Source organism: Pseudomonas sp. Sample_10, assembly GCF_004321495.1.
GTDB lineage: Bacteria > Pseudomonadota > Gammaproteobacteria > Pseudomonadales > Pseudomonadaceae > Aquipseudomonas.
Genome location: NZ_RCOE01000154.1, coordinates 1 through 21,840 on the forward strand (window position 1 = coordinate 1; position 21,840 = coordinate 21,840).

Consider the following 21,840-nt stretch of genomic DNA (forward strand, 5'->3'; position numbering starts at 1 on the left):
CGGCGCGCCTTACGCCGACCTGATCAAGCGCATCGAAGCCGTTCAGTAACCCTCCCTGCATTCAAGAAAGGCCCGGCGCCACAGACGCAGCTGTAGGTCTGTGCGCGCCCGGTTACGGTGGAACCCGATGAAGAATCTGCTGCTACGTTTCAATGACAAGCTCTACATGACCTGTATCTGGGTCGCCGGGCTCTCCGTTCTGGCCATTGCGCTGATCATCCCTTGGGGCGTATTTGCCCGATATGTGCTTGGCACCGGCTCCAGCTGGCCTGAGCCTACGGCGATTCTGCTGATGATGGTGTTCACTTTCATCGGCGCCGCCGCCAGCTACCGCTCCGGTTCGCACATGGCGGTGGCGATGCTCACTGACCGTATGCAACCGAATACGCGCAAGGCTGTGGGGGTGTTTTCTCAACTATTGATGGCCACCATCAGCCTGTTCATGGCGATCTGGGGCACCAAGCTGTGTCTGTCGACGTGGAACCAGTTCATGAGCGCCCTGCCGACGCTGCGTGTGGGCATCACCTACATGCCAATTCCGGTGGGCGGCGTGTTGACGCTGATCTTTGTCCTGGAAAAACTCTTGCTCGGCGACCAGAGCAACCGTCGGGTCGTGCGTTTCGACATCGTTGAAGAAAACGAAGGGGCTGCCTGAATGGACGCTTTTATTCTGCTGGGCAGTTTCATCGCGCTAATCCTGATCGGCATGCCTGTAGCCTATGCGCTGGGGCTCTCTGCGCTGATCGGCGCATTCTGGATCGACATTCCGTTCCAGGCACTGATGATTCAAGTGGCCGGGGGCGTGAACAAATTCTCCCTGCTGGCGATTCCGTTTTTTGTACTGGCCGGCGCGATCATGGCAGAGGGCGGCATGTCCCGCCGCCTGGTTGCGTTCGCCGGTGTGCTGGTGGGTTTCGTGCGCGGCGGCTTGTCGCTGGTCAACATCATGGCCTCGACCTTCTTCGGGGCGATCTCCGGTTCTTCGGTGGCGGACACCGCTTCGGTCGGTTCGGTACTGATTCCAGAGATGGAGCGTCGCGGCTATCCCCGTGAATTCGCCACGGCGGTCACCGTCAGCGGTTCGGTACAAGCCCTGCTGACCCCACCTAGCCACAACTCGGTGCTCTACTCGCTGGCGGCTGGCGGCACGGTGTCGATTGCCTCGTTGTTCATGGCCGGTGTGGTGCCGGGCCTGCTGATGAGCGCGTGCCTGATGGTGCTGTGCCTGATCTTCGCCAAGAAACGCGACTACCCCAAGGGCGAAGTCATTCCGATGCGCGAAGCGCTGAAGATCTGCGGCGAAGCGCTGTGGGGCCTGATGGCGATGGTGATCATCCTTGGCGGCATTCTCTCGGGGATTTTCACCGCGACCGAGTCGGCGGCCATCGCCGTGCTGTGGTCATTCTTCGTGACCATGTTCATCTACCGTGACTACAAGTGGAGCGAACTGCCGAAACTGATGCACCGCACGGTGCGCACGATTTCGATCGTGATGATCCTGATTGGCTTTGCCGCCAGCTTCGGCTACATCATGACGCTGATGCAGATCCCGGCGAAAATCACCACGATGTTCCTGACCCTGTCGGACAACCGTTACGTGATCCTGATGTGCATCAACGTCATGTTGCTGTTGCTGGGCACCGTGATGGACATGGCGCCGCTGATCCTGATCCTGACGCCGATCCTGATGCCAGTGATCCTCGGCATTGGCGTGGACCCGGTACAGTTCGGCATGATCATGTTGGTGAACCTGGGGATCGGATTGATAACACCGCCGGTGGGTGCGGTACTCTTTGTGGGGTCGGCCGTGGGTAAAGTCAGTATCGAATCGACCGTCAAGGCACTGCTGCCGTTCTACGGCGTATTGTTCCTGGTGCTGATGGCCGTGACGTACATTCCTGCGCTGTCGCTGTGGTTGCCGCATTTGGTGTTGTAATCCTTGTCCTGCAGGAGCACAGCTTGCCGGCGATAGCGATCTCACGCATGCCGTCGCCGGCAAGCCGTGCTTCTACAGAGGATTTCATTGTTGTCCCGTCCAACATTTCTACAGCTGGTTACCATGTCGCCAACCCTGCTCGAACTCGAAGACCCGTTCACCCGCCTCACCCTCGCCCCTGAACTGGGCGGCAGCATTGTAAATTGGACCGTGCGCAGCACGGGTCAACCGTTGTTGCGCCACGCCGACGCTCACGCCCTCAATACCGGCTTGCCCGGCAAACTGGGCTGTTTTCCTCTGGTGCCCTGGTCGAACCGGATTGCCGAAGGCGGTTTCGACTGCCCCGATGGCTGGCTCGCCCTGACACCCAACAGCCTCACCGATCCGCTGCCGATTCATGGCAGTGCCTGGCAGCAACCGTGGCAGGTGGTTTCGTCAACCGCCAATGAAGTGGTCCTGCAACTCGACAGCGCCTGCCCTTTTGCCTACTGCGCCCGTCAGCGCTTCCATCTGGACGATGGCAAGCTGAGCATTGAACTGAGCGTGACGCATCAGGCCGAACAAGCCGTCTGGCATGGTCTTGGGCTGCATCCGTATCTGCCGCGCACCGCCAACACCCGGTTGCTGGCGCCGGCTCGCCAGGTGTGGTTCTGCGATTCGACGAAATTGCCGACCCACTTGGGCTCAGTACCCTCACAATGGGACTTCCAGCAACTCAACGCGTTGCCCGAAACCCTGGTCGACAATGGCTTCTGCGAATGGGATGGGCGCTGCCTGATCCAGCAACCGGACCTCGGTTATGAGCTGGAATGCCAGGCCACCGACAGCAGTTATTACCTGCTGTACTGCCCCGTCGGCCTGGACTTTTTCTGTATCGAACCAGTCAGCCATCCCGTCAACGCACATCATCTGCCCGGTAGGCCGGGATTACGCTTGCTGGAGCAAGGTCAAACCGCGCAATTGGCTTTCAGCCTGCAATATCGAGCGCTCCAGTAGCACTAGCCCAGTAGCTGACTCAATACCGCCCGCAACTTGCCGGGCTTCACCGGTTTGTTCAGCAACGGTGCGTTGAGTCGCTGCAATGCCCGCCGACAATGGTCGGTGCGGTCTGCCGTGATGATCACCGCCGCAATGTTGTGCTGGAAATGCTCGCGCAAATGCCGCACCACGTCACAGCCGACCACCCCGTGATCAAGGTGATAGTCCGCCAGAATCAATTCCGGCGCCCGCCCCTGCAACGCCGCCAGCGCCGACGCTTCATCGGTGGCGATCACCACATCACAGCCCCACTGCCCGAGCAGTGCGCTCATGCTTTGGAGAATACTCACTTCATTGTCCAGCACCAGCAGACGGCGTCCCGGCAACGGGTTGCCAGTGCCAGGCAGCGGCACTGCCTGACTCACCGGTAACGGAACTTCATCGGACAGCGGCACCTCGATGCTGAACATCGAACCGCGGCCCGGCACCGAATGCACATCGACTTTGTAGCCAAGGATCTTGGCGATACGCTCAACGATCGCCAGCCCCAGGCCCACGCCCTTGCGGTCGGCAGCACGGCCGACGTCCAGCTGATTGAACTCGAGGAAAATCGAATCGAGCCGATCGGCAGCGATGCCGCGTCCGGTATCCCAAACCTCCACGCGCAACCTTTCGCCGCGGCGCCGAGCGCCCAGCAAAATGCTGCCTTCATCGGTGTAGCGGCAGGCGTTGCTGAGGAAGTTTCGCAGGATCCGCGTCATCAGGCGCAAATCGGTGCTGATGGCGCAATCAACGTGGTGCACTCGCAGGTTCAAGCCTGCCGCCTGCGCGACCGACTGGAACTCCGACACCAGCGGCCCGAACAGTTCATCGAGGCGATACGCGGCGACGTCTGGTTTCACCGCCGCCTGATCGAGCCGGGAAATGTCGAGCAGATCGGTCAGCAGGTCCTCGGCCCCTTCCAGGGCCTGGTGAGTGCGCTCCACCAGCACCTGCTCGGCTTCCGGCAATGTGCGCTCGCGCAAGGTCGAAATCAGCAACCGCGCAGCATTCAGCGGTTGCAACAGGTCGTGGCTGGCGGCGGCGAGGTACTTGTCCTTGCTGTGATTGGCGGCCTCGGCGGCATCGCGGGCGTCGCGCAAGGCCTTGGCGATCTGCTTGCGCTGGGTGATTTGCTGCTGAAGGTTTCGGTTGGCTTCGAGCAACTCATCGGTTCGCGCAGTGACCCGTCGTTCCAATTCGTCATTGAGTTGCTGTAAATGTTGCTGGGCCAACTTGCGCTCGGTGATGTCAGCGACAAAGCCCTCCACCAGTCCCTCCTGCCCAGGCTTGAGCAGCAAGTTCATCAAGACATCGAGATGACTGCCATCCTTGCGCCGCAACCGGGTTTCATAGCCGTGCAGACTGCTTTGGTGCCGGAGAATTTCGCCGATGTTCTCCAGCTCCTGCGCGCCGTCAACGAACAGGGTACTGGCCAGATCGCTCAGGGAAAACAGCACTTCCTGTGGGTTCTGGTAGCCGAGCATGCGCGCCAAGGCCGGGTTGGCGGCGCGCATGCCATCATGCAGGCTGGCCTGGAAGATCCCGTGGACGGCGTTTTCGAACAGCCATTTGTAGCGATTACGCTCCGCCTCCAGCTCGTCCAGACGCGCGGCGAGTTCCGGGTAGTGGCTCTTGCGCGCTGAATGGCTGCCCAGCCCGAGCAATCCGGCCAGCGCCCGTTGCTGCTCGTCAGAGGGCTTCGCCATAGACAACCTCGACATCACGCTGGCTGGACTCGCGAGGGTTGGTCAGGATGCAGGGATCGTCCATCGCATGCTGTGACAGGAACGGAATGTCCGAAGTCCTGACCCCATGCAAACCGAGGGTTTCGTGAAAACCGATGGCATGTTTGAGGGCGATCAGGTGTTCGACCAGACGCCCACAGATCTGCCGGTGATTCAAGCCGCGGCAATCGATGCCCAGGGTTTCGGCGATCACCTTGAAACGGTCCGGCGCCGAGTTGTAATTGAACGCCACGACATGCTCGACCAGCACCGCGTTGCACAGGCCATGGGGCAGATCGAGAAAGCCGCCGAGGCTGTGGGACATCGCATGCACCGCACCGAGGATGGCGTTGGAGAACGCCAGCCCGGCCTGCATGCTGCCCAGCATGATTTTCTCGCGCAATGCGATGTCACCCGGGTTGGCGATCATCTGCACCAGGTTGCCATTGATCAGGCGCATGGCCTCCAGCGCATGCGGATCGGTCAGCGGCCCATGGCCGGTGGACACGAAGGCTTCGATGGCATGCACCAACGCGTCGATACCAGTACAGGCCGACAGGAACGGGTCCATGCTCAGGGTGGTTTCCGGGTCGATCAGCGAAACGTCTGGCACCACGGCTTTGCTGACGATGGAAAACTTCATGCGCTCCTGCTGGTTGGAAATGATCACGAATTGCGAGACGTCCGCCGACGTGCCGGCGGTGGTCGGAATCAGGATCAGCGGCGGGCTGGGCACGCGAATGGTGTCGACGCCCTCGAACTCGAGGATGCTGCGACCATGGGCAACCACAATGCCGATGCCTTTACCGCAGTCCATCGGGCTGCCACCTCCGACGGCAACGATCACGTCGCAGTGGTTTTCCCGGTACATTTCGGCGCCGAGCATGACTTCTTCGACCCGAGGGTTGGGTGAGACGTCACTGTAAAGGCAGTATTCGATGCCCAGCGCTTGCAGGCTGGCTTCGACATCGGCAACCCAGCCGGCGGCAATTACACCGGGATCGCTGACCACCAGCACCTTGCGCGCACCAAAGGTCTTGGCGTAGTTACCGACGCTATGCCGACTGCCGGCACCGAAGATGATTTCAGGCGAAACGAATTTACGCAGCTGGTTGAGACTCTGGCTCATTTGAAAGCCTGTTTTTATTGTTTTGGAAAGTACAAACCACACTAAACCATCCAGCTGCGAATGCAATCAGACCAATGGGTAGCCCATCCGGACTCACCGCCGCACCCCTGTAGGGTCATGCTGTTCACCTAAAAGAACGTTCGCACCCTTGTGGCGAGGGAGCTTTCTCCCGCTGGGGCGCGAAGCGGCCCTAAAAGGGACTGCTGCGCAGTCCAGTGGGACGGTGCGGCGATCCGACAAGCTCCCTCGCCACGGGTGTTTGTCCTTAAGTGAACAGCATGACGCTCGCCAGGCTAGCCGCGGTAGATCAGCTGTGAAGCTTTCGCATTGCGCAACGTCAGGTGCTCGATCCCCACCCCCGACGTTTCGGCTTCTTCGCGGGCCTTGAGAATCACCCCATGATGCGGCGACTTGCTGCACACCGGGTCGGCATTGCTCGCATCGCCGGTCAGCATGAAGGCTTGGCAACGGCAGCCGCCCAGGTCCTTGTGCTTTTCATCGCAGGAGCGGCATGGCTCTTTCATCCAGTCATCGCCGCGAAAACGATTGAAACCGAAGGAGTCGTTCCAGATGTGCGCGATGCTGTGTTCGCGCACGTTGGGAAACGCTACCGGCAATTGTCGGGCGCTGTGACAGGGCAAGGCCGTGCCATCCGGGGTGATGTCGAGAAACAGGTTGGCCCAGCCGTTCATGCAGGTTTTGGGACGTTCTTCGTAATAGTCCGGGGTGACGAAAATCAGCTTGCACGGGTGGCCCTGGGCTTCAAGGCGTTCACGGTATTGGTTAGTGATGCGCTCGGCGCGCTGCAATTGCTCGCGGGTGGGCAGCAGGCCGACGCGGTTGAGTTCCGCCCAGCCGTAGAACTGGCAGGTGGCCAATTCGACAAAGTCCGCCTCCAGCTCCAGGCACAGCTCGATGATCTGCGCGATCCGGTCGATGTTGTGCCGATGGGTGACGAAGTTCAGCACCATCGGATAGCCCTGGGCTTTCACCGCACGGGCCATGGCGAGCTTCTGGGCAAAGGCCTTGTGCGAGCCGGCGAGCATGTTGTTCACCGCTTCGTCGGCCGCCTGGAAGCTGATCTGGATGTGATCCAGCCCGGCGATCTTGAAGTCGCGAACTTTCTGCTCGGTCAGGCCGATACCGGAGGTGATCAGGTTGGTGTAGTAGCCCATGTCCCGGGCGGCCTTGATCAGTTCAGCGAGGTCCTGGCGCACCAAGGGTTCACCGCCGGAAAAGCCCAATTGCGCGGCGCCCATGTCCCGCGCTTCGCGGAACACACGAATCCATTCTTGCGTGCTCAGCTCCTCGCCGTGCCGGGCAAAATCCAGTGGGTTGGAGCAATAAGGACATTGCAGCGGGCAGCGATAGGTCAGTTCGGCGAGCAGCCACAAGGGCGGTCCGGGAAGCGCCTCATTCGATCCAGAACTGCGCATGGGCCACCTCCAGAAACGCCAGCACGTCTTCGTCGATTCCGGGTACGCCGGGGAAGTTCGCACTCAGTTGTTCGATGATCGCCGCCACGCTACGTTGACCATCCACCAGGTTGAGAATCTGCCCGGCACTGGCGTTGAGCTTGATCATGCCTTCGGGATAAAGCAGCACGTGGCAGTCCTGTCGGGGCTCCCATTGCAGGCGAAAACCCCGACGCAGGGCGGGTGACTGCTGACGGTTGATCAGGTTCACAACGCGATCCCCCGGTGCCAGACCTTATCGTCGGTGACCGTGTGATACGGCGGGCGTTCGAGCTCGTAGGCCATGCTCATGGCATCGAGCATGCTCCACAGCACGTCGAGCTTGAATTGCAGGATCTGCAGCATCCGTTGCTGCCCCTCGGCGGTCACGTAGTGCGTCAGCGTGATGCGCAACCCGTGTTCGACATCGCGTCTGGCCTGGCTCAAGCGCGTGCGAAAATAGTCATAGCCGGCGGTGTCGATCCACGGGTAATGGGTCGGCCAGGCGTCGAGCCGCGATTGATGGATCTGTGGCGCGAACAACTCGGTCAATGAACTGCTGGCCGCTTCCTGCCAACAGGCGCGACGGGCGAAATTGACGTAGGCGTCCACCGCAAAACGCACGCCAGGCAGCACCAATTCCTGGGACAGGATTTGCTCGCGATCCAAACCTACCGCTTCGCCAAGACGCAACCAGGCTTCGATACCGCCCTCGCTGCCGGGAACGCCATCGTGGTCGAGAATCCGTTGCAGCCATTCCCGACGCACGTCGCGGTCCGGACAATTGGCGAGAATCGCGGCGTCTTTGAGCGGGATGTTGACCTGATAATAGAAACGATTGGCGACCCAACCCTGGATCTGCTCGCGGCTGGCGCGGCCGGCGTACATGGCTTGATGGAATGGATGGTGGATGTGGTAGTAGGCGCCCTTGGCACGCAGGGCGGCTTCGAACTCGCTGGGGGACATGGGTGTGTCGGTCATTGCGGGTCTCCGGGAATCTTCGGTGTCTGTTCCGGCCTCTTCGCGGGCAAGCCCGCTGCCACAGGTTTTGTGGACACTGCCGAACCCTGTGGGAGCGGGCTTGCCCGCGAAGGCGTCCTTCGCTACAGCTCAATACTCATGCCGTCATAAGCCACTTCAATCCCCCGCCGCTCCAGCAAAGCCCGCTCGGCCGAGTCTTCATCAAGGATCGGGTTGGTGTTGTTGATGTGGATCAGCACCTTGCGCTGGCGGTTGAAACCCTCCAGCACGTCCAGCATCCCCCCGGGGCCGCTTTGCGGGAGGTGCCCCATGTCGCTGCCCAGGCTCTGGCCAACTTCGCAGATAAGCATCTCGTCGTCGCGCCACAGGGTGCCGTCCAGCAGCAGGCAATCGGCACGTTGCATCCAGCCCAGGACTTCATCGTCAATCTGGCCAAGGCCCGGCGCATAGAACAACGAGGCGCCGCTGCGCACATCTTCGATGAACAGGCCAATGGTATCGCCCGGTTGCGGGTTGCCACGATTGGGCGAGTACGGCGGCGCATTGCTCACCAGCGGTATCGCGTGAAATCGCAAATGCCCGCAGGCCGGAATATGGAACGGCTGGCGATCGAGGCTCAGCGGTTGCCAGTGCAAACCGCCGTTCCAGTGCTCAAGCATGGTGAACAACGGGAAACCGCTGCTCAGGTCCCGATGCACGCGCTCGGTGCACCACACGTCATGCGGGCAGCCTTCGCGCAGGCTGAGCAAACCGGTGCAATGGTCGATCTGGCTGTCCAGCAGGACGATGCCGGCGATGGCGCTGTCACGCAGGCGCCGTGCCGGTTGCATCGGGGCAAAACTCTCGAGTTGCGCGCGGATGTCCGGTGACGCATTGCACAGTACCCACTCCACACCGTCGTCACTCAAGGCAATCGACGACTGCGTACGACGCTGCGCCCGCAAGCTGCCATCGCGCACACCGGCGCACTGGCGGCAGTTGCAGTTCCACTGCGGGAAACCTCCGCCAGCGGCGGAACCAAGAACGCGGATATGCATGGCGGATGCTCCGGAAGGCAGGCCCGGCCAACACAGCGGCTGGCCGGGTGGTCAATCAACGGTTGGCGAAATACATCGTCACTTCGAAGCCAATGCGCAGATCGGTAAACGCGGGTTTAGTCCACATGGGTCATTCCTCTTCTTGTGCCGGGTGATTCCGGTAGAGCCATTAATGCATGGGGCGTTGAGTGCCCGAATGCTACTTTCGAAGGAGTTGGCGGGGTGATTTGGTAGGGGGTGCGCGGGGTGTCAGAGACGGCCAAATCGCGGGCAAGCCTTGCTCCTACAGGTAGTGTGCGATCCTGTAGGAGCAAGGCTTGCCCGCGATGACCGTTACACGGTTTCGTGTGGGATCAGAAGAAACCCAGCGGATTGATGTCGTAGCTCACCAGCAGGTTTTTGGTCTGCTGATAGTGATCGAGCATCATCTTGTGGTTCTCGCGACCGACGCCGGACTTCTTGTAGCCACCGAACGCGGCGTGCGCCGGGTACAGGTGGTAGCAGTTGGTCCACACCCGACCGGCCTTGATCGCCCGACCCATGCGATAGGCGCGGTTGATGTCGCGGGTCCACAGGCCGGCGCCGAGGCCGAACTCACTGTCGTTGGCAATCGCCAGGGCCTCGGCTTCATCCTTGAAGGTCGTCACGCCCACCACCGGGCCGAAGATTTCTTCCTGGAACACGCGCATCTTGTTGTGGCCCTTGAGCAGGGTCGGCTGGATGTAGTAACCGCTGGACAGGTCGCCCTCCAGACGCTCGGCCGCACCGCCGGTGAGCAATTCAGCGCCCTCCTCCTGGGCAATGGTCAGGTACGAGAGAATCTTGTCGTATTGCTGCTCGGACGCCTGGGCGCCGACCATGGTCTCGGTGTCCAGCGGGTTGCCGCGCTTGATCTTGACGATCTTCTTCATCACTTCGGCCATGAACGGCTCGTAGATCGATTCCTGCACCAGTGCCCGGGACGGGCAGGTGCAAACCTCGCCCTGGTTGAAGAATGCCAACACCAGGCCTTCGGCAGCTTTTTCGATGAACGCCGGCTCGGCGTTCATGATGTCTTCGAAGAAGATGTTCGGTGACTTGCCGCCCAGTTCGACGGTGGACGGGATGATGTTCTCGGCGGCGCAATGCATGATGTGCGCGCCCACCGGGGTCGAGCCGGTGAAGGCGATCTTGGCGATGCGCTTGCTGGTGGCCAGCGCTTCGCCCGCTTCGCGCCCGAAACCCTGGACGATGTTCAGTACGCCCGCGGGCAGCAGGTCAGCGATCAGCTCAGCGAAGACCATGATCGACAGCGGCGTCTGTTCGGCAGGCTTGAGCACGATGCAGTTGCCGGCGGCCAGTGCCGGGGCAAGTTTCCAGGCGGCCATCAGCAGCGGAAAGTTCCACGGAATGATCTGCCCGACCACGCCCAGCGGTTCGTGGAAGTGATAGGCCGTGGTCAGTTCGTTGATTTCCGCCGCCCCGCCTTCCTGGGCGCGAATGCAGCCGGCGAAGTAGCGGAAGTGGTCGGCCGCCAGCGGCACGTCGGCGTTCAAAGTTTCGCGCACGGCCTTGCCGTTGTCCCAGGTTTCGGTGACGGCCAGGACCTCGAGGTTCTGTTCGATGCGGTCGGCGATTTTCAGCAATACCAGGGAACGGTCCTGGGCCGAGGTCTTGCCCCAGGCATCAGCAGCAGCATGGGCGGCGTCGAGGGCTTTTTCGATGTCGGCGGCGCTGGAACGCGGGAACTCGGCGATCACTTCACCGTTGACCGGCGAGGTGTTGGTGAAGTATTCGCCATTGATCGGCGCGACGAACTCGCCGCCGATGAAATTGCCGTAGCGCGGTTTGAAGGTAATGACGGCGCCTGGGGTTCCGGGTTGTGCGTAGATCATGGTGGGCCTCTGTCTGGGTCGATGCCTGTCGTACTGACAGACGATGAGCCGATACTAGAGAGCCCCGCGTGCCAGACGAATGCATCGTTGGCAGGAGGGACTCTCGTTATTTGGTAGTAGGTGATCGTTCCCACGCTCCGCGTGGGAATGCCTCAACGGACGCTCCGCGTTCGGCTTTTGGGACGCAGAGCGTCCCGGGCTGCTTTCCCACGCAGAGCGTGGGAACGATCAATTGCAGCGATCAGTGCTTGGCGACCAGGTCTTTGGGCAACTTGAACGTCCAGAGCATGCCGCCCTGGTTGAAGTCCTTCACGCGCTTGGCCACTTCGCCGCCCCACAGCGGTACCGCGCCGCCCCAGCCGGAGAGCACCGAGACGTACTGTTCGCCGTCCATTTCCCAGGTCACGGGCGAGCCGAGCACGCCGGAGCCGGTCTGGAATTCCCAGACCTTTTCGCCGGTCTTGGCGTTGAACGCCTGCAGGAAACCTTCAGGCGTGCCGGTGAACACCAGGTTGCCCTTGGTGGTCAGCACGCCGCCCCACAGCGGCGCGTAGTTCTTGTGACGCCAGACTTCCTTGCCGGTTTTCGGATCGATGGCCCGCAGCACGCCGATATAGTCTTCGTTCAAAGGTTTGATGGTGAAACCGGCGCCGAGGAACGCCGCGCCTTTCTTGTAGGCGATGCCTTCGTTCCAGATGTCCATACCCCATTCGTTGGACGGCACATAGAACAGTCCGGTGTCTCTGTTATAAGCCATCGGCATCCAGTTTTTCGCACCGAGGAACGCCGGCGCAACGAACACCGAGCTGCCCTTGGCTTCGGAACCCGGGGCGCCGGGACGGCTGGCTTCGTTGTAGATCGGCCGGCCGTCCTTATCCAGGCCGGTGGCCCAGGTGATCTTGTCCACGAACGGGAAGCCACGGATGAATTTGCCGTTGGTGCGGTCGAGCACGTAGAAGAAACCGTTTCGGTCGGCAGTGGCCGCTGCCTTGATTTCCTTGCCGCCTTCGCTGTAGTTGAACGACACCAGCTCGTTCACGCCGTCGTAGTCCCAACCGTCGTGGGGTGTGCTCTGGAAGTGCCACTTGATGGTGCCGTCGTCCGGGTTGAGCGCCAGGCGCGACGAAGAGTAGAGGTTGTCGCCAGGGCGCAGGTGCGAGTTCCACGGCGCCGGGTTACCGGTGCCAAAAAGCAGCAAGTTGGTTTCCGGGTCGTAATAACCGCCGAGCCAGGGGGCGGCACCGCCGGTTTTCCAGAGGTCGCCAGGCCAGGTTTTGCCCGCCTCGCCGCCAGAGATGCCGTTCTCCACCGCTTTGCCGTCCTTGTAGACGTAGCCCATGTGGCCTTCGACCGTTGGCCGCGACCACAACAACTGACCATTTTTCGGATCGTAGGCTTCGATCTTGCCCACAACGCCGAACTCGCCGCCGGCCACGCCGGTAATCAGCTTGCCATTGATCACCAGCGGCGCGGCACTGATCGAATACCCTTCCTTGTGGTCGGCGACTTTCTTGCTCCAGACCACCTTGCCGGTGTCCTTGTTCAACGCCACGAGTTTGGCATCGAGGGTGCCGAAAATCACCAGATCGCCGTACAGCGCAACGCCACGGTTGATCACGTCACAGCAAGGGCGGATGTCATCGGGCAGGCGTGCATCGTATTGCCAGAGTTTTTTGCCGGTGCGTGCATCCACGGCGAACACCCGCGAGTAGGAGCCGGTCAGGTACATCACGCCGTCCTTGACCATCGGCTGCGCTTGCTGGCCACGCTGTTTTTCTCCGCCGAAGGAGAACGCCCAGGCCGGCCGCAGCTCCTTGACGTTGTCAACGTTGAGAATATCCAGCGGGCTGTAGCGCTGCCCCTGAACGCCCAGGCCGTTGGTCACGACCTGCTCCGGGTTCTTTGGGTCCTGGAGAATGTCCTGGTCGGAAACCCCGGCCAAGGCCTGGCCGGACAACAGCATGGCACTGAGCAGCAGGCTCAAGACGAAGGGCTGGCGACGTGCGGGTTGGGTCATGACGGCTTCCTCTGCGGATTTTTGTTATGCCCGGGAAATTTTCCCGGTCTGGTGCAGATTCTTGGGCGCCGCCGCCCTGGCCACAATTGGCCGCAATGTGGAGATTTCTAGTTCCTTGGTACAGGTTCGGAGGAGATGAGTGCTGACTGATCGTTCCCACGCGGGAGCGTGGGAACGATCATTGCCTGTTATTCGAGGCGGAATCGACACGGGGCATTTGTGCGCGCTCGTAGCGCGGGTACAGATGGCTGACGCTGCGGATCAGTTCATAACGGCTCAGGTTGATCCCGGCGAAGCGTTCAGGGATGGGGCTGCGGATCATCTCCGCCATGTCGTGGCCATTGGCGGCACCGTCGCGCATGAGCTGATCGAGCCAGTTCAGGTAATCGCGCATTTGCTCGAAGGGTTGTCGATCGCTCGCCACCGGTCCATGGCCCGGCACGACGTGTGTCCAGGGCAAGCTCTGGAGGGCGGCGATGTCCGCCAGCCATACCGACAGCCCGGGACTGTTGGGCGTGGTCAATGCCCGCTGATAAAACACCAGGTCCCCGGCAAACAGCACACCGGTTCGCTGGTCGAGAATAGCCAGATCCGCGCCCGTATGCCCACCCAGGCTCAGCAAGCGCAGATCATGATTCCCAAAACTTTTCACACCAGGGGTCAGCGTCAGCGTCGGCAATACCACTTCGGTACCGCGCATCCAGTCGCCGACCATCCGGTACATGTTCTCGGCCATGGCATCGCCTTGCCGATGCAACAGCTCGGTGGTGCCGGCCAAAGCGCCGATCGGCACGTCACTGAAGGCCTGATTGCCCAGCACATGGTCCGGGTGGTGATGGGTCAGCAAGACCTCGATCACCGGTTTATCAGTGGTGCTGGCAATCGCCTTGCGCATCGCTTCGCCGTAGCGCTTCGACGGGCCGGTGTCGATAACCACCACGCCGCGCTCGGTGACGATGAACGCGGTATTGACGATGTTGCCGCCGTTGGTCTTGGCGAAATTGTCGGTACTGCCCTCCAGCAGCCAGGTGTCCTCGGCGATCTGCCGGGGCTTGAGCACGTATTCCAGGTCGGCCATGACCGGCAGGCTGACGCTTAACACCATCATCAGGATCCAGCGCATGCCACGCTCCTTGGGGTCAGGGGATCGACGCATCGAACTCATTGCCACTGTTGTCCCGCAGCAACAGCCGCGTTTGCCCTGCCCCCTCGATATCGAACGCCAGGCTGGGATTTTCACTGACGGCAGGAAACAGCTCCAGCCGGGCCAGCACTTGCTCGTTGTGGTCGCGCAGCTCGGCATGGTTGATGAAAAATTCCGGAATGCCGCTGACCATGCCGTTGTCCATCGGGTGGGCTATCTGCATACGCAAGCGGCTGAACCCGTCCCGGGGATAGCGCCCGCCGAGCACTTCGCCGATGTGCTCCTCCCAGCCCGGTTGAGTGCGCACCACACTTGGCGCGGTGCAGCCGCCACCCGCCGCGTCGATCAGGGCTGAACCGACATGCCACACGCCGTCGCGGGTCAACACCGCTGCGCGCAAGGGCGTTGCCTGCTCAATGCGAATGCGCAATGACAGCCAGGGTAAAACCGAACCCAGCGGCTGGAAGTCGACGATTTTCGGCAGCGGGTTCAACTCTGCCCAGGCGAGGATTCTCACCACATCGCCCTTGAACGCCCGAGCGTCGATTTCCAGCGGCACCTGCCGGGCGTCTTCGGCAAACGGCGGTGCGAGCAACTTGACCCGTTCATCAAAAACGAACGGCGCATTGCCGAGCAATTGCTGGTGATAGAACGCCCACATCACTGAAGGCACCGGGTCCTTACCGGGATCGATAGCGTGCGCGTGCGGGGCCAGGCTCAGCCAGCAGGCCAACAGACAACTCCCTCGCCATTTCATCGCCTGCTCCTATTGATACATCTCGGGCACGTCGTACCGCAGGCCGTAATGACCGTAGAGGGTCTTCAGCGTGCCGTCACGGATCAGGCCTTCCAGGGCCTCTTCCACGGCATAAGCCAATTGCCGGTTGCTTTCATGCACCGCCATGCCGATTTCCCACAGCTGTTTGCCCATGTTCGGGTACGCGTTCTCGGCCAGTGCTACTTGTGGGTCGGCTGCTTCATGCACCTGCCAGTCGATTTCGCCGCTCATGGCCATCACCGCGTCGACCTCACCGGCCTTCATCGCGGCAAATGCCTGGGGCACACCCGGATAGTGATGGGTCTTGCCGGCGAGCATGCCGTTGAATACCGAGGTCAGGTAGAACGACGGCACGCTGTCGACCTCAACGCCGATCGGGTGCTGCTCGAACACCGCGACGCTGGCCACCTTGTCCAGCCGTCGGCGGTCATAGGCCACCTGCCATTGTTCGGTCTGGTACGGTCCGAACATCACCACATGGCCGTTGACCAGCTCTCCGAGCTCGTTGCGCTTCTGCGCGTAGTCATGGTCGTAGGGAACGCGCATCATCAGGTCGGCCAGTTGCTGGTTGTGCAAGGCACTGGCACGCCAGATGTAATCGCGCAGGTCGTCGTCGAGCTTTTCCCCGGCCGGCGCCCAGATCAGCGTCAGGCGCACGCCGAGCGCCTTGGCCAACGCTTCGGCGAGCTCGACATCGACGCCGCGAGGCTGCCCGTTACGCTCAAAGCTGTAGGGGGCAAAGTCCTTGTAGACCGCCACCTTCAACTCACCGGCGGCGATCATTTCGTCGTAGTTGCGTACCTGCGCGTGCACCACCTGCAAACACAGCGACAGCGCGCAGACCAACACCGCCAGCAGACGCATGGGTCACTCCTCGACGCGCACGGTATCCAGATAAGTGCGTACGGCCCACAGGGCTTCCTGACTCAGGTAATCCGCCATTTTCGGCATGTACACTCGACCGTCACGTACCGCGCCATGGCGCACACGCTCGACGAACCATTCATCGCCCGCCTCGCCGACATCCAGCATGCGCAAGTCCGGGGCGATGCCACCGGACTTGGCTTCCAGGCCGTGACAGGCCGCGCAGTTCTGGTTGTAGGCAGACGCACCGATCTCCACCGCCTTGTCGTGTTCCGGCGCGGCGCGATACGGGTTCACCGCGGCCCAGCCATCAGCATCGAGTTGCACCCCCGCATCCTTGATCGGGGTCAGGCCCTGGGTGGCGACGGCCTGCGGCACCACATTGCCGTGGGCCCAGGCGGAGCCCGCGCCGATAAGACCGGCCAACAGTCCGGTGATGAGCAAGGCGTTGCGTTTTGTTGTCATTGTTATGCCCTCTGGATTGCACGCAGAACCTCTTGGCTGAGGCTATGGCAGCCATCTTAGAAACGGCGCCGCACTCACCCCATGCTGCTTTGGTGGTCGCCGCCTACTTCCTTGGTAGTAAGGCGCTGGATGGACGCCACCGGTACTTTCTGCATATTTTCACGGCACCACAGGCTTCCTATGCTGGCGCTAACGTTCATGGAGAACCTTATGCGCCAGCTTGCCCCTTACGCCCTGATCTACCTGCTGGCGATTGTTTGCGCCGCCGGCCTGGCCACCCGAAGCCAGGCCGCCGATGCGCCCCTGCAGGTGCGAATCGGCTACCTGGGTTACCGCCCCGATCCGGGTCCGTTGCTGTCGAACGTTATCCCCGAACCCACCGATGCCGGGCTGCGCGGCGCCGAACTGGCGATCATCGACAGCAACAGCACCGGGCGCTTTCTCAACCACGGCTACAGCCTGGTCAGCGCCAGCGTCGACAGCCCCGAAGCTTTGCTCGATGCGGCCAAGACGCAACATGAACAAGGCCTGCGCCTGTTCGTGGTCAATGCCCCCGCGGCCAGCCTGCGCCAGTTGAGTGCGGCACTGCCCGACAGTCTGCTGTTCAACGCCGGCAGTGCCGATGACAGTCTGCGCACCACCGATTGCCTGCCCAACGTGCTGCACACCTTGCCGAGCCGGGCGATGCTCGCCGATGCACTGGTGCAGTTTCTGGTGCTGCGTAAATGGCAACGGGCGCTGCTGATTGTCGGCCCGACGCCGGACGATCAAGCCTATGCCGCCGCCCTGCGCCGCGCAGCCAAGCGCTTCGGCCTGCAATGGGTGGCGGAAAAACCCTGGAGCTTCGATAACGACCAGCGCCGCAGCGCCCAGGCCGATATGCCGCTGTTCACCCAAACTGCCGAATACGACGTAGTACTGGTGGCTGATGAGCGTGGCGACTTCGGCGAATACGTGCCCTACCAGACCTGGTACCCGCGCCCGGTCGCCGGCACCCAGGGCCTGACCCCGGTGGGCTGGCACAAGACCGTGGAAACCTACGGCGCCGCCCAATTGCAAAAACGCTTCGAAGCCCTGAGCGGGCGCTGGATGAATGACCGCGATTTTGCCGCCTGGATGGCCGTGCGCAGCATCGCAAGCGCCGTGAGCAAGTTGCGCCAGACCGAGCCGATGGCGATCCGTACGCTGCAAATCAGCGACCAATTGCCCCTCGACGGTTTCAAGGGTCGCAAGCTCAGTTACCGGCCCTGGAACGGCCAGTTGCGCCAGCCGATTCCGATTGTCCAGCCCCGGGCGCTGGTCAGCACTTCTCCCCAGGACGGCTTTCTGCACCCGTTCAACGAAATGGACAGCCTGGGCTACGACAAGCCTGAGGTTACTTGCCGCTTTCCGTGATCCGATAACCACAACAACAAGGAATCTGCCATGCGCCGCACCCTGCTTTCATGCGCCCTGCTCTTCGCCGCCGGCCATGCCGCTGCCAGTACGGCCTGGGTCTCCAACGAAAAGGACAACAACCTGAGCCTGATCGACATGCAGACCCTGCAAGTCACCGAGACCCTGCCGGTCGGCCAGCGCCCTCGCGGCCTGCTGCTGTCCCATGACAATAAGCTGTTGTACATCTGCGCCAGTGACTCGGACCGCGTTCAGGTGATGGATGTGGCGACGCGCAAGATCATCAAGGAATTGCCCTCGGGCAAGGATCCCGAGCAATTTGCCCTGCACCCCAACAACCGCTGGCTGTATGTCTCCAACGAAGACGATGCACTGGTCACCGTGATCGACACCGAGACCTCCAAGGTGCTCGGTCAGATCAACGTCGGTGTCGAACCCGAAGGCATGGCCGTCAGCCCTGACGGCAAATGGGCAGTGAACACCAGCGAAACCACCAACATGCTGCACTGGATCGACACCAGCACCCAGACGCTGGCCGACAGCACCCTGGTGGATCAACGACCGCGTTTCGTTGAGTTTTCCCCGGACGGCGCTCAGTTGTGGGCTTCGGCGGAAATCGGCGGCACCGTGACCATTCTGGATGTGGCCAGCCGCAACGTGCTCAAGACCCTGAACTTCCAGATCAAGGGTGTGCACCCGGACAAGGTCCAGCCGGTCGGCGTCAAACTCAGCGCCGACGGCAAGTACGGCTTCGTCGCACTCGGCCCGGCCAATCATGTGGCGGTGATCGATGCCAAGACTTTCGAGATCCTCGATTACCTGCTGGTGGGTCGGCGAGTCTGGCAGATGGCGTTCACACCGGATCAGAAACAGTTACTGGCCACCAATGGCGTCAGCGGCGATGTCTCGGTGATCGATGTCGACAGTCTCAAGGTCAGCAAATCGGTGAAGGTCGGGCGCTATCCCTGGGGCGTGGTGGTGACGCCATGAACGCCCTTGAAGTCATTGACCTGAGCTTTGCCTATGGCGCCCGGGAGGCCTTGCGCAAAGTGAGTTTCGGCCTGGGGCCCGGGCGTTTCGCCGCGCTGCTGGGACCCAATGGCGCCGGCAAGTCGACCCTGATTGCCCTGCTGACCCGGCTCTATGATCTGCAACACGGCGAGATCCTCGTCGGTGGCTGTTCATTGCGCAGCGCGGCACGCCCGGCACTCAGGCAGTTGGGCGTGGTGTTCCAGCAAAGTACCCTCGACCTGGACCTCAGCGTCGAGCAAAACCTGCGTTATCACGCAGCGTTGCACGGTCTGTCCCGGCGCCAGACCGACCTTCGCGTCGACGCCGAGCTGGCCCGTCAGTCCCTCACTGAACGCCGCCGTGAACGCGTACGCGAACTCAACGGTGGTCATCGTCGGCGGGTGGAAATTGCCCGCGCCCTGCTCCACCAGCCGCGCCTGTTGTTGCTGGACGAAGCCAGTGTCGGGCTCGACCCGGCAAGTCGCCTGGCGCTCAACCAGCACCTGCGCAGTCTGTGTCGCGAAGAGCGCATCAGTGTGCTCTGGACCACCCACCTGCTCGACGAAGTGCAACCCAGCGATGACTTGCTGATCCTGCATCAAGGCCGGCTGGTGGCCAGCGGACAGGCCAATGCCCTGAGCCTGGAGCACGGCGGTGACCTCGGCTCGGCCTTCACTCGCCTTACGACATCTGGGGTGGCCCAATGAACGCTTACTGGCAATGTTTCAGAGGTATCGTGCTGCGCGAGTGGCTGCGCTTTGTGCTGCAGCGCACGCGATTTCTCAGCGCCCTGGTGCGGCCATTGCTGTGGTTGCTGGTGTTCGCGGCAGGCTTTCGTGCTGCATTGGGGATCGCGATCATCGAACCCTACGACACTTACATTCCGTACGAGGTCTACATCATTCCCGGCCTGGCCTGCATGATCCTGCTGTTCAACGGCATGCAGGGCTCATTGTCGATGGTCTACGACCGTGAAATGGGCAGTATGCGCGTGCTGTTGACCAGCCCTTTGCCGCGTACCTTTCTGCTGTGCAGCAAGCTGCTGGCCACTTCACTGATTTCGCTGTTGCAGGTGTATGCGTTTCTGGCGATTGCCTGGGTGTACGGCGTGCGACCACCAGCTATGGGGCTGTTGCTGGCGCTACCGTCCCTGCTGCTGGTGGCGCTGATGCTCAGCGCGCTGGGGCTGTTGCTGTCGAACGCGATCCGTCAGTTGGAAAACTTTGCCGGGGTGATGAATTTCGTGATTTTCCCGATGTTTTTCCTGTCGTCGGCGCTGTACCCGCTGTGGAAAATGCGCGAGGCCAGCGAATGGCTGTATTGGCTGTGTGCGGTGAATCCGTTCAGCCATGCCGTGGAGCTGGTACGGTTCGCCCTGTATGAACGGTTCAATCCACTGGCGCTGGCGGTGTGCATGGGTCTGACGCTGCTGTTTGCGTTGTTCGCCGTACTGACCTTCAACCCGCAGCATGCAGCCTTGCGCAAGGCCGGGTGACAGCACATCGCTCCCACAATTGAGCTTCAACAGGGGAAATTACTACTTTAGTACTGGTTTCCCTGTCTATCGTCGCATTCCCAACGTCCCCCGACTGACATGTAATGAGGCCATAACTATAAGGACTCAATCCCATGCCGCGTGTCCGACGCTGTCTGCTGCGCCCTTGCCTCGCCACCCTGTCGCTGAGCCTCGTACTGGGTGTCGCGCAGGCCGATACCCGACTGTTCTCTGCCGACGGCTATCGAATCGACCTGTATCGAAGCCCGACGCCGACCCAGTTACCAGGCGCCACCATCGTCGACACCCCTGCCCTGCAACTGTTGCTTGAACAACAGCCGCGCCCGCTGCTGATCGACGTCTACCGGCGGCAATGGCTGCAAGGCCGGTTCATCGAAGACACGCCCCACGAAAACCTGCCCGGCAGCCATTGGCTGGCCAATACCGGCGACGGTGAACTGACGCCGCAATGGCAGGATTATTTCGCCGCCCACCTGAAAAAGCTGACCGCCGGCGACCCGACGCAACCGCTGGTCTTCTATTGCCGCTCTGACTGCTGGTTGAGCTGGAACGCGGTCAAGCGTGCGGGCGCCATGGGCTATAAGACGTTGTATTGGTATCGCGATGGCCTGGACGCCTGGCAAGCGGCCAGTCTGCCAGTGTCGCCTGCCCGCCCGGAGCCCTTTCCCTGAGCTTTACGCCTGCGTGTTATTGCCACACCATAATCAAAATAATGAGGTGAAAGGCCATGTACAAAATCCTGATTGCCGACGATCACCCGCTGTTTCGCGAAGCCATTCACAACGTCATCAGCGACGGTTTTGCCGGCAGCGAAGTGATGGAAACCGCTGACCTGGACAGCGCCTTGGCCCTGACCCAGGAACATGACGACCTGGACCTGATTCTGCTCGATTTGAACATGCCCGGCATGCATGGGCTCAATGGCCTGATCAACCTGCGTAACGAAGCACCGACCATTCCAGTGGTGATCGTTTCCGCCGAGCAGGACAAGCAGATTGTCCTGCAAGCCATCACTTATGGGGCGGTGGGTTTCATCACCAAGTCGTCACCGCGTGCCCAGATGACCGACGCTATCCAGCAAATTCTCAATGGCAATGTCTACCTGCCTCCAGACATCATCCGCACTGCCAAAAGCAGCACCCACCGGCGGATGAACGACACCCCGGCGTTCCCGCCCGAACTGCTGCAAGCCCTGACCCGCAAGCAACTGCAAGTGCTGGAACGGATGACCAAGGGCGAGTCGAACAAGCAGATCGCCTACACCCTGGAAATTGCCGAAACCACGGTCAAGGCCCATGTCTCGGCAATCCTGCGCAAGCTCAACGTGCACAATCGAGTGCAGGCGATCCTGAGTGCCGGGGATATTGATTTCGGCTCTTATCTGCGGCGTTGAAACAGAAGATCGCGTCGCTTCCATCGCTGGCAAGCCAGCTCCCACAGGGTTTTGTGAACAGCACACATCCATTGTGGGAGCTGGCTTGCCAGCGATGAGGCC

General features: G+C 61.3%; 22 protein-coding genes. 9 read left to right on the top strand and 13 right to left on the bottom strand.

Annotated features, from left to right (window positions below):
- Nucleotides 1-127: 127 nt before the first annotated feature.
- The 3 genes from D8U18_RS15090 (at nucleotide 128) to D8U18_RS15100 (ending at nucleotide 2,932) form a co-directional block, all read left to right on the top strand.
- Nucleotides 128-655 (top strand): TRAP transporter small permease, encoded by a 528-nt coding sequence (locus D8U18_RS15090; RefSeq protein ID WP_131107900.1) that lies wholly within the window; start codon nucleotides 128-130, stop codon nucleotides 653-655.
- Complete coding sequence (locus tag D8U18_RS15095; RefSeq protein ID WP_056852883.1) at nucleotides 656-1,936, top strand: TRAP transporter large permease; 1,281 nt, start codon at nucleotides 656-658, stop codon at nucleotides 1,934-1,936. It abuts the gene before it with no gap.
- Between the two features lie 123 nt (nucleotides 1,937-2,059).
- Nucleotides 2,060-2,932, top strand: a complete 873-nt coding sequence (locus tag D8U18_RS15100; RefSeq protein ID WP_131107924.1) for an aldose 1-epimerase — start codon at nucleotides 2,060-2,062, stop codon at nucleotides 2,930-2,932.
- Between the two features lie 2 nt (nucleotides 2,933-2,934).
- On the opposite strand, the gene D8U18_RS15105 is transcribed toward D8U18_RS15100, so the two are convergent.
- The 13 genes from D8U18_RS15105 to pedF form a co-directional block, all read right to left on the bottom strand.
- Nucleotides 2,935-4,662 carry a NahK/ErcS family hybrid sensor histidine kinase/response regulator gene (locus D8U18_RS15105; RefSeq protein ID WP_131107901.1) on the bottom strand — a complete coding sequence of 576 codons (1,728 nt, stop codon included), beginning with the start codon at nucleotides 4,660-4,662 and terminating at the stop codon, nucleotides 2,935-2,937.
- Nucleotides 4,646-5,809, bottom strand: a complete 1,164-nt coding sequence (gene ercA, locus D8U18_RS15110) for an alcohol dehydrogenase-like regulatory protein ErcA (protein ID WP_056852886.1) — start codon at nucleotides 5,807-5,809, stop codon at nucleotides 4,646-4,648. Before ercA ends, D8U18_RS15105 begins: the two co-directional genes overlap by 17 nt.
- Before the next feature lie 293 nt (nucleotides 5,810-6,102).
- Nucleotides 6,103-7,245: a pyrroloquinoline quinone biosynthesis protein PqqE gene (gene pqqE, locus D8U18_RS15115; RefSeq protein ID WP_131107902.1), complete on the bottom strand. Its 1,143-nt coding sequence runs from the start codon at nucleotides 7,243-7,245 to the stop codon at nucleotides 6,103-6,105.
- Nucleotides 7,223-7,495 carry a pyrroloquinoline quinone biosynthesis peptide chaperone PqqD gene (pqqD, locus tag D8U18_RS15120; RefSeq protein ID WP_056852888.1) on the bottom strand — a complete coding sequence of 91 codons (273 nt, stop codon included), beginning with the start codon at nucleotides 7,493-7,495 and terminating at the stop codon, nucleotides 7,223-7,225. Before pqqD ends, pqqE begins: the two co-directional genes overlap by 23 nt.
- Nucleotides 7,492-8,244 carry a pyrroloquinoline-quinone synthase PqqC gene (gene pqqC / locus D8U18_RS15125; RefSeq protein ID WP_056852889.1) on the bottom strand — a complete coding sequence of 251 codons (753 nt, stop codon included), beginning with the start codon at nucleotides 8,242-8,244 and terminating at the stop codon, nucleotides 7,492-7,494. Before pqqC ends, pqqD begins: the two co-directional genes overlap by 4 nt.
- Nucleotides 8,245-8,366: 122 nt before the next feature.
- Nucleotides 8,367-9,281: a pyrroloquinoline quinone biosynthesis protein PqqB gene (pqqB, locus tag D8U18_RS15130; RefSeq protein ID WP_131107903.1), complete on the bottom strand. Its 915-nt coding sequence runs from the start codon at nucleotides 9,279-9,281 to the stop codon at nucleotides 8,367-8,369.
- A 55-nt stretch (nucleotides 9,282-9,336) separates the two neighbouring features.
- A complete protein-coding gene (gene pqqA, locus D8U18_RS15135; protein WP_003253598.1) occupies nucleotides 9,337-9,408 on the bottom strand; it encodes a pyrroloquinoline quinone precursor peptide PqqA in 72 nt (23 codons plus the stop codon).
- A 226-nt stretch (nucleotides 9,409-9,634) separates the two neighbouring features.
- Entirely contained in the window at nucleotides 9,635-11,155 is a 1,521-nt protein-coding gene (locus D8U18_RS15140; RefSeq protein ID WP_056852891.1) for an aldehyde dehydrogenase family protein, read from the bottom strand.
- A gap of 241 nt (nucleotides 11,156-11,396) precedes the next feature.
- Complete coding sequence (locus D8U18_RS15145; RefSeq protein ID WP_056852892.1) at nucleotides 11,397-13,172, bottom strand: PQQ-dependent methanol/ethanol family dehydrogenase; 1,776 nt, start codon at nucleotides 13,170-13,172, stop codon at nucleotides 11,397-11,399.
- 178 nt (nucleotides 13,173-13,350) lie between these two features.
- Nucleotides 13,351-14,295 (bottom strand): quinoprotein relay system zinc metallohydrolase 1, encoded by a 945-nt coding sequence (locus tag D8U18_RS15150; RefSeq protein WP_131107904.1) that lies wholly within the window; start codon nucleotides 14,293-14,295, stop codon nucleotides 13,351-13,353.
- Between the two features lie 16 nt (nucleotides 14,296-14,311).
- A complete protein-coding gene (locus D8U18_RS15155; RefSeq protein WP_056852894.1) occupies nucleotides 14,312-15,073 on the bottom strand; it encodes a quinoprotein dehydrogenase-associated SoxYZ-like carrier in 762 nt (253 codons plus the stop codon).
- 9 nt (nucleotides 15,074-15,082) lie between these two features.
- Nucleotides 15,083-15,958, bottom strand: a complete 876-nt coding sequence (locus tag D8U18_RS15160) for a transporter substrate-binding domain-containing protein (protein WP_131107905.1) — start codon at nucleotides 15,956-15,958, stop codon at nucleotides 15,083-15,085.
- Nucleotides 15,959-15,961: 3 nt separating this feature from the next.
- Complete coding sequence (pedF, locus tag D8U18_RS15165) at nucleotides 15,962-16,423, bottom strand: cytochrome c-550 PedF (protein WP_130904755.1); 462 nt, start codon at nucleotides 16,421-16,423, stop codon at nucleotides 15,962-15,964.
- 210 nt (nucleotides 16,424-16,633) lie between these two features.
- Here pedF and D8U18_RS15170 point away from each other — a divergent pair, with 210 nt between their 5' ends.
- From D8U18_RS15170 to D8U18_RS15195, 6 genes are all read left to right on the top strand, one after another.
- On the top strand, nucleotides 16,634-17,818 hold the full coding sequence (locus tag D8U18_RS15170; RefSeq protein WP_056852897.1) for an ABC transporter substrate-binding protein: 1,185 nt from the start codon (nucleotides 16,634-16,636) through the stop codon (nucleotides 17,816-17,818).
- Nucleotides 17,819-17,848: 30 nt separating this feature from the next.
- Nucleotides 17,849-18,808 carry a YVTN family beta-propeller repeat protein gene (locus D8U18_RS15175; protein ID WP_056852898.1) on the top strand — a complete coding sequence of 320 codons (960 nt, stop codon included), beginning with the start codon at nucleotides 17,849-17,851 and terminating at the stop codon, nucleotides 18,806-18,808.
- A complete protein-coding gene (locus D8U18_RS15180; RefSeq protein WP_131107906.1) occupies nucleotides 18,805-19,536 on the top strand; it encodes an ATP-binding cassette domain-containing protein in 732 nt (243 codons plus the stop codon). Before D8U18_RS15175 ends, D8U18_RS15180 begins: the two co-directional genes overlap by 4 nt.
- Complete coding sequence (locus tag D8U18_RS15185) at nucleotides 19,533-20,324, top strand: ABC transporter permease (RefSeq protein ID WP_131107907.1); 792 nt, start codon at nucleotides 19,533-19,535, stop codon at nucleotides 20,322-20,324. The genes D8U18_RS15180 and D8U18_RS15185 overlap by 4 nt, the downstream gene beginning before the upstream one ends.
- Before the next feature lie 134 nt (nucleotides 20,325-20,458).
- A complete protein-coding gene (locus tag D8U18_RS15190; RefSeq protein WP_131107908.1) occupies nucleotides 20,459-21,016 on the top strand; it encodes a PQQ-dependent catabolism-associated CXXCW motif protein in 558 nt (185 codons plus the stop codon).
- A 56-nt stretch (nucleotides 21,017-21,072) separates the two neighbouring features.
- Nucleotides 21,073-21,738, top strand: a complete 666-nt coding sequence (locus D8U18_RS15195) for a response regulator transcription factor (protein WP_056852902.1) — start codon at nucleotides 21,073-21,075, stop codon at nucleotides 21,736-21,738.
- The last annotated feature ends 102 nt before the right edge of the window (nucleotides 21,739-21,840 follow it).